The organism is Wolbachia endosymbiont of Dirofilaria (Dirofilaria) immitis, assembly GCF_013365455.1.
Taxonomy (GTDB): Bacteria; Pseudomonadota; Alphaproteobacteria; order Rickettsiales; family Anaplasmataceae; genus Wolbachia.
Genome location: NZ_CP046578.1, coordinates 180,523 through 192,549 on the forward strand (window position 1 = coordinate 180,523; position 12,027 = coordinate 192,549).

A 12,027-nucleotide genomic window follows, 5' to 3' on the forward strand; every position below is an offset into this window, starting at 1 on the left:
TGAATTAGAAATTTTTATTGACTTGGTGGCTATGGCAAAAATGAAACACCCGATCTCATCTCGAACTCGGAAGTGAAACTTTTTAGCGCTGATGGTACTTGAAAAGGGAGAGTAGGTCGCTGCCAAGTTTATGAAAATTTCTTTGTTAGCTATAAGTAGTAGATGTACTTTTATCTTAACTTTCTTGTTTTTATGTGCCCTTGACCCTTTTTTATATCATCTAATATTGTTCCTACCTCTTCTAATTTGCTTTCTTTTAAGGGAAAATTGTTCGTTTCTATTAGTGTTATATTATTTACTGCTTTTTTTAATAATTCTTCTTGCTGACGGAATGCTGACCTCCAGTCTGTTCCTGTTCCTTTAGGAAGAAATGAAGATTGGTACATTTCACCAAAATCTATGTTACTTATCTCTTTTATGTACTCTACCATTTACTGTACCTATTAACTGTTTTTTAAAAATTTTACTTATATTATCGTAAATAATATAGTTGTAAATACCTGAATTGAGTTTTTATTTTATTTTTTTGAAGCAAAAAGTTAGATCTTTCTGTAAGTTTTTATAGCTTGCTTGCACAATATTTCTATGAGTTATTATTATATAATAGTATCCGGTATTGCTTGCATTTAAGATGTTCATTCTAATAAGCATTCGTAATCGCCTTTTGATTTTATTTCTTTTTGTTGCTTTCCCAACTTTTTTACTGATAACTAGACCTGCCCTAATAGTATAAATGTACTTTTCTGGTTCTCTTTCTTTTATGGTGTATAGTGATATGTAGAACCCATGGTAAAAAAAGCTGCTAGGTGCCAGCTTATTTTTAAAAGCAAATGAAAAGTCTTTTTTTTTATACTTGATAGCTTCACTATGCACATAATTTTTTGCATCCTAATGAGCGACGCCTATTGAGTATTTTTCTTCCAGCTTTTGTTGCTACACGTGAGCGGAAGCCATGTCTACGTTTTCTTATCAGATTTTTTGGCTGAAATGTTCTTTTCATTATTTTTATAAGTATACTTAATTATTTTAGTTTATTTTACTTTATTGTCAAATAGTGTTTGCATTGGTATATACTAGATATTCTTTAAAATTGTATTACTCTTAAAGTAAGGTTCAAGTGTGAGTAGATGAATTCGGTGACAATAATCCTTTTCATACCTGCACTGCTAGTCCTTTTGTTTTACTTTAGTAAGTTTCAACAAGTAGATAAAGTTAAAGCTTATTTATGTCTTAGTTGTACATGGATATTAACTTGGTTGTTAATATTTTGTAACAGTTATTTTGTAACTTCTATCGCTATAGCGTTACTTTTTTTCATGTTTGCTTTTATCTTTAGATGCAATAAGATGATCAAGCTTTTATTGTTTATGGCTCTTATCATATCATTTTTTATCGCTTTATTTATAATGCTGTCTATTCTTACCCAATCTGTTAATTTTTTTAGAGAAATAGCTATTTCAGAATTTTTATTTTGTTTGAAGTGGAGTCATAGTGCAGTGATTATTAATGGAGAAAAAATAGGGTGTTTCGGTATAGCCACACTTTTGGTCGGCACATTGGTTATAACTATTATAGCAATGGTAGTTGCTGTTCCTCTTGGTTTGTTTTCTGCGGTATATATTAGTGAGTATGCAAGTGAGAAAGTGCGTTATATTGTTAATACAACTTTGCAAGTTTTATCTGCTATTCCTACAGTTGTATATGGATATTTCTCGGTTGTATTTTTATCTTCTTCTGCGAAACAAATAGCGAGTTTTTTTGGTCTGAACATACACTCGGAGAGTGCACTAGTTGCTGGGTTATCGATAGGAGTAATGGTTCTTCCTTTTATTATTTCTTTGCTAGAAGATGCAATTAGGTCTGTTCCAAAGAGCTTGCGCTATGGCTTTATGGCATTAGGAGCTACTCCAGCAGAAACTATATGGCACGTAATAATACCTTATGCAATGCCTACAATTTTGAGTGCAATTTTGTTGTCAATTTCGAGAGTAATAGGTGAAACAATGATAGTATTGATGGCTGTTGGAATTAACTCAAACTTAACTTTTAATCCTCTTAATTCAGTTACTACTATTACTGTGCAGGTAGCTACACTACTTACTGGAGACCAGGATTTCAGTAGTGTGCAAACACTTGCTGCTTATGCGCTTAGCTTAGTACTATTTATTATTACTTGGCTATTAAATGCGTTTGCATTATTTATAATAAAACGTGATTAATAAATGTTTTAATGTTGCTGATTTTTTGTTAATAATATAAGATTTGTTTTTTTAGTTTAGGGATTTGTTATAATATTATAGTGTTGGTATGATAAAAATAAAAAGATGAATGTAGGTAGAACGGTTAAGGTAACTCAAGCAGTTGTCGATTTGAAATTTGAAGGCAAGTTGCCTAGAATATTTGATGCTTTAAAAAGCAAACTAAAGTATGGAGGTAAGGAGCTGGTTTTGGAAGTTTCACAACATATAGGTGATAATATAGTCCGTTGTATTGCTATGGATAGTACAGATGGTATATCAAGAAATGATGAGTTTATTGATACAGGTGCACCGATATCGGTTCCAGTTGGGCGCTCAGTTTTAGGGAGGGTTTTTAATGTTGTTGGGGATCTTATAGATGGGTATGGTCTACTGAAGGGAGAGTATAATTTAGAGCCTATACACAGGGTACCTCCAAGCTTTACTGAACAAAAAATACAAGAGGAAGTTTTAGTTACAGGGATAAAAGTCATAGACCTTCTTGCACCTTATTTAAAAGGAGGAAAAATTGGTTTATTTGGTGGAGCTGGTGTTGGTAAGACAGTTCTCATAATGGAATTGGTTAATAATATAGCAAAAATTCACAAGGGATTTTCTGTGTTTGCCGGAGTTGGGGAAAGAATACGTGAAGGTAATGATCTTTATCACGAGATGATCAATTCGAATGTGATAAATATAAATGAACATGAAAAGTCCAAGGCTGTTTTAGTTTATGGACAGATGAATGAGCCTCCTGGGGCAAGGGCTAGAGTTGTTTTGACAGCACTAACTATGGCAGAGTATTTTCGTGATCGTGAAAATCAAGATGTTCTGTTTTTTGTGGATAATATTTTCCGTTTTACACAAGCTGGTTCTGAAGTTTCTACTTTGCTCGGAAGGATACCTTCAGCTGTTGGCTATCAGCCAACACTTGCAACTGATATGGGTGTAATGCAGGAAAGGATAACCTCAACTACTTCAGGTTCTATTACCTCTGTACAGGCAATATATGTTCCTGCAGATGATTTAACTGACCCAGCTCCAGCAACTACATTTTCTCATCTTGATGCAACTACGGTATTGTCAAGACAAATAGCTGAAATGGGAATATACCCTGCTGTTGATCCACTTGATTCAACTTCTCAGTCTTTGTCTAGTGAAGTTATTGGTGAAGAACATTATAGAGTAGCTTCTGAAGTAAAACGCATACTGCAAACTTATAAGTCACTGAAAGATATTATTGCCATACTTGGTATGGATGAGCTGTCTGAGGAAGATAAAATTATTATTGATAGGGCTCGTAAAATTCAGAAGTTTCTCTCTCAACCTTTTCATGTTGCAGAAGTATTTACTGGTATGCCTGGTAGATTTATCTCGCTTTCTGACACTGTTTCTAGTTTTAAAGGAATTATTGAAGGTAAATATGATCACTTGCCAGAGGCTGCTTTTTATATGGTGGGAAATATAGATGAAGCAATGGAAAAGGCTGAATTAATAAAGGCTTAAGTTAAAGTTGGAACTAGGAAATTAGAGATTATGAATACCTTTAAAGTGCAATTTTTTTCTCCTGATAATCAAGTTTCATTTGATAAGGTGGTTTCTCTTTTGATGAATGTGCTTGATGGTGAATTGATGATTTTAGCTCACCATTCTCCTTACTTGATTTATTTGTTACCAGGTGTAGTCACTGTTAGAATAAGTAAACAGAAGGAAGAAAAAATTGTAATTGATAATGGTGTGCTGGAGGTTGTAAATAATGATTGTAGCATTATTACAAATCAAGTACAGTTTTTTAACTGTGTAGTTCATAATGAGGAGTTGTTTAGAAGTAGAAGAATAAATATGCAGTTGAATTATTTTGATCAGTGAGTTTTTGTTATATATAATAGAATATTATGGAAGTTTTTCTTGATAGTGTTGATCTAGATGAAATTAAAGAGTTAAAAGAATTTATAGATGGTATAACAACTAATCCCTCTTTAATAGCGAAGTCTGGGCGTAAAGATAAATACGAGGGTTTAATAAGTGAAATATGCTCTATTATAAAAGGGCCTGTTAGTGTTGAAGTTGTTGCAGATACTTATAAAGAGATGGTTGAAGAAGGACTTAAATTAGCCAAAATTGCTAGTAATATTGTAGTAAAGTTGCCTCTTACGTACGAAGGATTAATTTCTTGTAAAAAGTTATGGACAGAGTATAAAATACCTGTTAATATTACTTTATGTTTTTCTCCTGGACAAGCACTGCTTGCCGCTAAGGCCGGTGCTTGTTTTGTTTCTCCTTTTGTTGGTCGTCTTGATGATATAAACTACGGTGGTTTGTTGTTGATAAAAGATATATGTGCTATATACTCTAATTATGGTTTTGATACTAAAGTTCTTGCTGCATCAGTAAGAAACCCGGCGCATGTGATAGAAGCTGCAAAACTTGGTGCTGATTCAATTACTATACCAGCGAAAGTGTTTAAGCAGTTGCTTAGCCACCCGCTTACTGATCAGGGACTTGCAATATTTAGAGAAGATTGGAGTGTAAAATAATGAGTAATTATAGAAATTTGCTAAAAGGCGTGAAAAGTCTATAGTAGCCTTAGCTATTTTATGATTTAATGTTAAAAATAAAGTTGTTGTCTAATTTGCGCTAAGCATATCGTTATGCTTAATTCAAGATTGTGTAAACATGGTGAACCTTCTATAGAAAAGAGTCAGTGAAAGTGTAATACACGGAACAAAAATATACATGTACTTAAGTATACTAAAGGGGATGCATCACACTATGCTTTGTACTGAATAAGGCTTGCAAACGAGGGTAAATTTGAGGTTCTTGAATGTCTTTGCTGCTGGTAGAGTGGAGGTATAAGAATATATCAAGATTTTTTTTTGATCTATGACCCTTATCTTCATATCTTTTTAAAAAGCTAGAATCTAGAAAAAAGAAATATGAAGTAGTTAAGCTACTTCAATAAGAGTTTTTAAGAAGAAAGTGACTTCTGTTTGAAGCTTTTTTATAGAATATGAAAATACTTAAGAACTTGGGCTGTCTGATTTGATGGTAGAATTATACTTTTTATTAAAGTTAGAAAATGTTTTGTCCTTAAGTAAATATCTGCTTTTTTATACTATTTGCTTATGCTTGATTAGAAGAAAAATTAGACCTATATGCTTTGATAGGTTACTCTTAATATTTATAATGTTTTCTTACTATCAAAGCTGATATACTGCAATTATATAAAAGTTTATTTTTTTAATCTGTTTTTTATAATATCGAGGAAGGGAAATTTGCTAAGGTTACAAAAGAATGTTAACCCTATACAATTTGAAAAATTGTATCTTCTATGTGAGTTGATTTTGTTAACAAAGCTAACTAATATCTAAATAAGTTATTACTTAAATGGGAAGCATAGAAACTGACATAGTAGTAATAGGTGCTGGACCTATTGGAATATTTACTGCTTTTCAAGCAGGGATGCTAGATATGAAATGTCATATAGTGGATATTTTAAATCAAGTAGGAGGGCAGTGTGCTGCCCTTTACCCAGAAAAATCAATATATGATATACCAGGATATCCTGTCATTACTGCACAAAGGTTAATTGAACAATTAACAGAACAAGCCATGCCATTTAGGCCTGTTTACCACTTGAGTCAAATGGTAGAGAAAATTTCGAGTAATGACAATCGAAGTTTTACTGTAGTAACAAGTATAGGTACAGAGGTAAGATGTAAAGCTATTATTATTGCTGCAGGTAATGGAATGTTTGAGCCCAACCGCCCACCCCTTAGTGGTATATTAGAATATGAAAATAAGTCTGTGTTTTATAGTGTAAATAAAATTTCTGATTTTCAAGATAAAACTATAGTTATTGCAGGAGGAGGAAATTCTGCAGCTGATTGGACCATAGAACTCTCTAAAGTTGCAAAGAAAATTTATGTGATACATCGAAGAAGAGAATTTCGTTGCACTCCTGAAACTAGAAATGAGTTAGACCTACTTAGAAGCAATGGGAAGATAGAACTTGTAACGCCATATCAATTATATGAACTGGCTGGGAATAATGGACAATTGAGTGCAGTGATAGTAAAAGATATTACCTCTAATGAGAAAAGAGAAATATATGCTGATTTTTTACTACCATTTTTTGGCTTGTCAATAAATTTGGGTCCAATAAATAATTGGGGTTTAGAGTTGGAACATAGCCGTATAGTTGTTGATCAGACTACACTTAAAACTAATAGGGATAGGATATATGCGGTCGGAGATATAGCTACTTATTCAGGTAAGCTGAAGCTGATACTGAATGGTTTTGCCGAGAGTACTATGGCTTGCTACGACATATACAAAGTGATCCATAATTCTCCAATTAATTTTCAATATTCAACTTTAAAGGGGATTCGTGGAAGAAAAAGTAATTTACTTTAAGTCAAACTGCTATATAGTAACTTTATAACTTTAGTTTTATATGGATATACCTAGCATAGAAAGTTGTAATTTTCAAGATAAGACTGTCTTGCTCAGAGTTGATTTCAATGTCTCTACGAAAAATGGAAAAGTTTATGATATTACTCGTATTTTGAGAACACTTCCTACTATTCAGTACTTAATAAATGCAGGTGCAAAAATTATTATTATATCCCACTTTGGGCATCCAAAAGCCAAAAACAGTAATCTATCGCTAAGAAACATGGTTGAAGTTTTATCACAGTTATTGAAAAAAGAGGTAAAATTTATTGGTAATTGTATTGGTCAGAGAGTACAGAGAGCAATAAGTTTGATGGATAGAGGAGATGTAATATTGCTGGAAAATCTAAGGTTTTATAGAGGAGAAGAGCGGAATGACTTAAATTTTGCTAAACAGTTAGCATCTCTAGCGGATATATATGTAAATGATGCATTTTCTTGTTCTCACAGGGCTCATGCTTCTATTTTATGTATTACAGAATTTTTGCCTTCCTATGCAGGATTTTGTTTTCAAGATGAGCTAAAACATCTTGAAAGAGATGTATTATTTAATGCTAAACCTATTACTGTGATAATTGGGGGAGCTAAAGTATCAACTAAGATAAAAACGCTTATAAAATTAGCAGAAAAGGTTGATTACCTAATTCTTGGTGGTGCAATTGCTAATAATTTTTTGTTATTTAATGGAGTGAATGTCGGTAAGTCTTTTTTTCAAAATAATGTTAGTGATCTTCTGTGTGATATTGTTGATACGGCAAATAAAAACAATTGCAAAATAATTGTGCCTGGGGATGTTCTAGTTGCAATAAACTCTGATTACAGCAATTGCATTTTAAGGAAGACTGAATCCATTTTGGATGATGATATAATTTTAGATATCGGGCCTCAAACTTTAAGCACAGTAAGCAATATAATAGCAAGCAGTAAGACTCTCCTGTGGAGTGGGCCTATTGGTGTTTTTGAGTATTCAGCTTTTGCGAATGGTACAATAGAAGTAATGAGAGTAGTGAGTAATTTGACACGCGAGGGGAAATTAATTAGTATAATAGGGGGAGGTGATAGCCTGTCTGCAATAAATGCTGCGGGTCTTACTGATAAAAATTTTACATATGTCTCGACCGGTGGAGGGGCGTTTTTAAGTTGGCTAAGTGGTGATGAGATGCCGGGAGTTGCTGCACTGCAGTTAGCATCAGGTTAAAGCTTTTTAAAATTGTTGCTTATATTTTAGTTTTTTGTGGAGTTGTATTATAATAAAGAAGGACAGCTAAGTTGATCTTGTACTTTAATGCTAGTATAGTAATATTTGTTTTTTCATTTTTAAGAATTATTATCCAGTGATGCAAGTGAACAAATTAGCTTTGAGAAATTCTTTAAAGAGTTAACTACTCGTTTTGATAGAGGCTAGTAAGTGAAGAGTAAGCTATGATTAAGAAGATTTTCAGAGCTTTTCTTGAGTCCGAGTATCACAGAGAGGTAGTAAAAAAAGAGGATATATGGATATATGGATGTAGGACTTGACCATATTTTTTATAGTAAGCCAGATGGTAAACTGGTAAGTATGTTGACTTTTAAAAAGGTTAAATAAGTTTTGTTTGTTTCTATAAGGATAATTTTAAGGATTTGAAAAAAAAGAATTCACCTTCCTTAAGGAATTTACTGTTTTAAAGTTTGCATCAAATTTAGATTATGGTGTAGAGAAAACGAGAAAGTATCGATGGTGTAGTGCTAGTATCTACACTCTGATGTTGAAAGCAAAGGAGGTGTGTTCTTTTTTATAAGAATAAGAGATGCGAGTGAAACTTGTTAGTAAAAATAGCAGTATTACTCTAGTGGTTCTATTAGAAAAATGATCATTACATGCATAATGTATGTTATACCAAGATTTTGATAGATATAATATGTTGAAGAGTCATAAAAACTAGATAATTGTTCTATGAGCGTGTGAGTTGTAAGCATGACTAACCCTCCCTTAAGAACAGGTGTGAAGTCCTACTAAAAACCAGTTTTATACCTTATAAGGCACTTTGAAGCAGAAAAGGTTACAGTAATATTTTAGATCATGCCTTGGGTTAAAACTATAATGTGAACTTGGTTGTTAGAGTTGTGCAATGTTTAGTCTTTTTCATATATAAGTTGTTTTACTGGAAATTATTAAAGAAAAATAGCATTGTAGACTGTATGTAGGGAATAGGCTAATCTTTATAGCTGCAGAGCAAAAAATAATTTTGATTTTATATGAGATGAGCTGTAGAAGTAAAGATATTTAAGAGTTTTTTATAAAAAAATTGAGAAGGCGTTACTTCTTAGAGTTAAAGTAGGAAGGAAGGTGCTCTTACCTGAACTTTGAAGCAAGTGTAGCAGTAATTATATTTTTGGTCGATTCTTATCGAAAAATAAGATGATTGAATCAAGTTTACAACTGCTGTTTTTGTAAAACAGCAGATTGCAAGTATTTATTATCTCTTGCGAAATGAGAAAATAGCGTTTCCCTTAATTATATTGTTTGCTATGTTGATGTTTAAGGTTAAGCTTATTACGGTTCTTATCTAAATAGAGTATAAGGTCTTATGCATCTACAAAATTAGATGTCTTAAAAATGAAATATCATCTTTAAAGTTTACAAAGCTTTAAAAAGATTATAGAGGTTTTAGGTTTAAGTAGGAAATTTTATTTGATTCCTAAAAATTTTGAAAAGCGATGGTGTCAAGAACTTAAGAGTGCTTGGAGATGAGAAATTTATACTTAATGTAGGACAGTAAATGTCCCAGACTACTTTATATGAAGTTATACTAAATATTTAGAGAAGGCAAAGGAGGAGGTTATTATGGTGATCAACTCAACTAATTGATGACAGCTTATTGAACAGTAATAGTGAGGTATAACAAGTAGAGAAAATTGGATATGATAGTTAGCAAAGTAAAGGAACTAAAGTTTAATTTAAAATAACCTGATAAAACTTGAATTGCACTCCCAAGTGCCGATACCCATGAGAGCAATGTAACTGCACAGATCAGTAAATTTCTTAAGATTTTTGGGATTATGTACTCATTTTCTAATTTATAGTATGCTTTTCTAGCAAAGATTGTTATCTTACCCAAGTGCCAGTTGACTATTCCACCAATGCTTGAGCCTAATACTCCAAAAAGTAACATAAGTAGTGGGTTATAATGTGACCTAAAGTATAGCATAGTATAAAATACAAAACCTTGGTATACAGGTAAAATTAATGACGATACTAGATTATCCGTGAATAATAGAAGATAATTTTCCATATGAATTCACCAGGTTGTAGTACCATCTTCGTTGTCGGAAATTGTAACCTTCATTTTTTTTAACTTGTCTCTTATTCTGTCTGCAGTGTCATAATCTTTATTTTTTTTTGCTGCTTTTCTTAAATTTATTAATCTTTCTATTTCTTGGTGGTCTATGCATGCGGTAAACCACTCTTGATAGCTTGACTCAAGAAGACCAATAAATCGTGCGCTCTTAACAAAACTTTCGATTAATTTAAGTTTTTTATGTTCATTGTTCATTTTGTTGATTTTTGTAGCCATTTCATGTAATATGACTAAAGCTTCAGGGATATTTAGGTCATTTTTCAAAGCCTCTATAAAGTCTTTATACACTTCTGCATCGCTTTTCTCGATGCTTGCTACATTTATGTTACGTAATAATCGATAAAACTTGTTTAAGGTTTCTTGTGACTCCCAAATAACACCTCCTGTCCAATCAAGTGGTTTTCTGTAATGAGTTTTGAACAGTGCATAACGTATTACTTCGCCCTTTATTCCACTGTCAAGCAAATCTCTTACTTTGATTATGTTAAGTAAAGACTTGCTCATTTTTTCTTCTTCTACCGTCAGAAAACCGTTGTGTACCCAATGTCTTGCGAACATTGACCCAGTAAATGCAGATTTGCTTTGCGCAATTTCATTCTCATGATGGGGAAATTGCAAATCTATACCACCGCCATGGATGTCAAAATCTCTTCCAAGGTATGCATATGCCATTGCTGAACATTCTATATGCCATCCAGGTCTTCCTTCTCCCCATGGGCTACTCCAGTGACTTGAAAGCTTATAGTCAATATCGTTTGCTGGTTTCCACAGCACGAAATCTCCTGGGTGTTTTTTGTTCTTGCCAACTTTTACTCTATTGCCATGATCTAGTTTATCAATTTTTTTCCCTGATAAAGCACCGTACTCGGGGTAAGATTCAATGCTGAAATATACATGTTTATTGGATTCATAGGCATGGTTAGATAATAGTAAATGTTCAATTAATTTAATGATGCAACCTATATTTTCCGTTGCTTTTGGCTCATGTGTTGGTTCTACACAGTTTAGACTTTTCATATCTTCATGAAAAGATTTGGTGTAGTATGTGGTTATGCTTTTTATGCTGCTGTTTTTCTCACTTGCTGTATTGATTATCTTGTCATCAATATCGGTGATGTTACGCACATAAGTAACTTTGCTGTAATAAGATTTAAGCAACTGAAATAATACATCGTAAACAACAACAGAGCGTGCATTACCTATATGTGCCATATCATATACGGTTGGTCCACAAACATACATTTTTACATGGCTTTTGTCGATCGGTGTAAAGAACTCCTTTTTTTTTGTTAAAGTGTTATAAAGTTTAACCATGTATAAAGCTTTTTAGAAAAGAAAATGCTCCAATTATGAGCTGTGGTCCTTCAACTATTACAACAAGAGTAAGTAATAAGCCGCATAAAGATATTAGGACCCCTAGTGTAGAAAGAAGTCCGTCCTTGCTCATAATGCCAAGTGAAATAAGAGTTGTGCCAATTGCAGGAATAAAATTGGTTAAGGGTAGTGGAATGGCTATCGATAGTGCACAGAGCAACATTATAAAAGCTAAAATTTTCTCGCCAGGTCCATAGAAAATGAAAGGTATTCTTGGTTTCATGAATTTTTCTATTTTTTTTAATGCAGGTGAGGTTCTCTTTACCACAAAAGCTAATGTTGAGAATTGGAAGGATTTCCTTTCTAGCCAATGCGGCATCCAGGGAGAATGAAACCCAAATAGAAGCTGCAGTGAAAATAAGATTAAAGGTATGGAAAGTATAGTTGTGTAACCAGGTGGAACAGGTATAGGTACTGACAGTGGTAAGGAGAAAATAATTATTAAAATACCAAAACCGCGCTCTTGTAGAGCTATTTTAATATCAAATAATGTCACTTTGTCACTGTTAACAGTATTGATGTCTACAACCTCTTTTAGGATATCGGAAACCAATTTTTTATTTTTAGTTAGTCTCTCACTTTTTTTGCACATTTATCCTTGGATAAAATTATTCCTTTTAGCT

At 32.8% G+C, this 12,027-nt stretch carries 12 protein-coding genes and 1 rRNA gene; 7 read left to right on the forward strand and 6 right to left on the reverse strand.

Annotation, left to right across the window (positions count from 1 at the left end):
* Window positions 1-21 precede the first annotated feature (21 nt).
* A 5S ribosomal RNA gene (rrf, locus tag GOY12_RS00615) occupies window positions 22-128 on the forward strand.
* Window positions 129-170: 42 nt separating this feature from the next.
* Here rrf and GOY12_RS00620 read toward each other — a convergent pair.
* The 3 genes from GOY12_RS00620 to rpmH form a co-directional block, all read right to left on the reverse strand.
* A complete protein-coding gene (locus GOY12_RS00620; protein WP_175818166.1) occupies window positions 171-431 on the reverse strand; it encodes a hypothetical protein in 261 nt (86 codons plus the stop codon).
* An 82-nt stretch (window positions 432-513) separates the two neighbouring features.
* The gene (rnpA, locus tag GOY12_RS00625) at window positions 514-873 is read right to left on the reverse strand and encodes a ribonuclease P protein component (protein ID WP_175818167.1); all 360 of its coding nucleotides are present in this window, start codon (window positions 871-873) and stop codon (window positions 514-516) included.
* Window positions 866-1,000 carry a 50S ribosomal protein L34 gene (gene rpmH / locus GOY12_RS00630; RefSeq protein WP_175818168.1) on the reverse strand — a complete coding sequence of 45 codons (135 nt, stop codon included), beginning with the start codon at window positions 998-1,000 and terminating at the stop codon, window positions 866-868. Before rpmH ends, rnpA begins: the two co-directional genes overlap by 8 nt.
* A 127-nt stretch (window positions 1,001-1,127) precedes the next feature.
* Between rpmH and pstC the strand changes: the two genes are divergently transcribed.
* The 6 genes from pstC (at window position 1,128) to GOY12_RS00660 (ending at window position 7,890) form a co-directional block, all read left to right on the forward strand.
* Window positions 1,128-2,219 (forward strand): phosphate ABC transporter permease subunit PstC, encoded by a 1,092-nt coding sequence (pstC, locus tag GOY12_RS00635; protein WP_175818169.1) that lies wholly within the window; start codon window positions 1,128-1,130, stop codon window positions 2,217-2,219.
* A 105-nt stretch (window positions 2,220-2,324) separates the two neighbouring features.
* Window positions 2,325-3,743 carry a F0F1 ATP synthase subunit beta gene (gene atpD / locus GOY12_RS00640; RefSeq protein ID WP_175818170.1) on the forward strand — a complete coding sequence of 473 codons (1,419 nt, stop codon included), beginning with the start codon at window positions 2,325-2,327 and terminating at the stop codon, window positions 3,741-3,743.
* A 30-nt stretch (window positions 3,744-3,773) separates the two neighbouring features.
* Window positions 3,774-4,106, forward strand: a complete 333-nt coding sequence (locus tag GOY12_RS00645; protein ID WP_175818171.1) for a F0F1 ATP synthase subunit epsilon — start codon at window positions 3,774-3,776, stop codon at window positions 4,104-4,106.
* Between the two features lie 26 nt (window positions 4,107-4,132).
* Window positions 4,133-4,774, forward strand: a complete 642-nt coding sequence (locus GOY12_RS00650; protein WP_175818172.1) for a transaldolase family protein — start codon at window positions 4,133-4,135, stop codon at window positions 4,772-4,774.
* A gap of 850 nt (window positions 4,775-5,624) precedes the next feature.
* The gene (locus GOY12_RS00655) at window positions 5,625-6,653 is read left to right on the forward strand and encodes an NAD(P)/FAD-dependent oxidoreductase (protein WP_175818173.1); all 1,029 of its coding nucleotides are present in this window, start codon (window positions 5,625-5,627) and stop codon (window positions 6,651-6,653) included.
* A gap of 40 nt (window positions 6,654-6,693) precedes the next feature.
* Window positions 6,694-7,890: a phosphoglycerate kinase gene (locus GOY12_RS00660; protein ID WP_175818174.1), complete on the forward strand. Its 1,197-nt coding sequence runs from the start codon at window positions 6,694-6,696 to the stop codon at window positions 7,888-7,890.
* Between the two features lie 1,657 nt (window positions 7,891-9,547).
* Here the strand turns inward: GOY12_RS00660 and GOY12_RS03760 are convergent.
* From GOY12_RS03760 to GOY12_RS00670, 3 genes are read right to left on the reverse strand one after another with little or no spacing between them, the layout of a single operon-like run.
* A complete protein-coding gene (locus tag GOY12_RS03760; RefSeq protein WP_369406209.1) occupies window positions 9,548-9,964 on the reverse strand; it encodes a DedA family protein in 417 nt (138 codons plus the stop codon).
* 6 nt (window positions 9,965-9,970) lie between these two features.
* Window positions 9,971-11,344: a cysteine--tRNA ligase gene (gene cysS, locus GOY12_RS00665; protein ID WP_175818175.1), complete on the reverse strand. Its 1,374-nt coding sequence runs from the start codon at window positions 11,342-11,344 to the stop codon at window positions 9,971-9,973.
* Complete coding sequence (locus tag GOY12_RS00670) at window positions 11,337-11,996, reverse strand: exopolysaccharide biosynthesis protein (RefSeq protein WP_175818176.1); 660 nt, start codon at window positions 11,994-11,996, stop codon at window positions 11,337-11,339. Before GOY12_RS00670 ends, cysS begins: the two co-directional genes overlap by 8 nt.
* Window positions 11,997-12,027: the final 31 nt, after the last annotated feature.

Bases quoted from the DNA above. Each gene is read 5' to 3' on its own strand.
- GOY12_RS00620 (WP_175818166.1), bottom strand. From the start codon at position 431: ATGGTAGAGTACATAAAAGAGATAAGTAACATAGATTTTGGTGAAATG.
- rpmH (WP_175818168.1), bottom strand. From the start codon at position 1,000: ATGAAAAGAACATTTCAGCCAAAAAATCTGATAAGAAAACGTAGACAT.
- pstC (WP_175818169.1), top strand. From the start codon at position 1,128: ATGAATTCGGTGACAATAATCCTTTTCATACCTGCACTGCTAGTCCTT.
- atpD (WP_175818170.1), top strand. From the start codon at position 2,325: ATGAATGTAGGTAGAACGGTTAAGGTAACTCAAGCAGTTGTCGATTTG.
- GOY12_RS00645 (WP_175818171.1), top strand. From the start codon at position 3,774: ATGAATACCTTTAAAGTGCAATTTTTTTCTCCTGATAATCAAGTTTCA.
- GOY12_RS00650 (WP_175818172.1), top strand. From the start codon at position 4,133: ATGGAAGTTTTTCTTGATAGTGTTGATCTAGATGAAATTAAAGAGTTA.
- GOY12_RS00655 (WP_175818173.1), top strand. From the start codon at position 5,625: ATGGGAAGCATAGAAACTGACATAGTAGTAATAGGTGCTGGACCTATT.
- GOY12_RS00660 (WP_175818174.1), top strand. From the start codon at position 6,694: ATGGATATACCTAGCATAGAAAGTTGTAATTTTCAAGATAAGACTGTC.
- GOY12_RS03760 (WP_369406209.1), bottom strand. From the start codon at position 9,964: ATGGAAAATTATCTTCTATTATTCACGGATAATCTAGTATCGTCATTA.
- cysS (WP_175818175.1), bottom strand. From the start codon at position 11,344: ATGGTTAAACTTTATAACACTTTAACAAAAAAAAAGGAGTTCTTTACA.
- GOY12_RS00670 (WP_175818176.1), bottom strand. From the start codon at position 11,996: ATGTGCAAAAAAAGTGAGAGACTAACTAAAAATAAAAAATTGGTTTCC.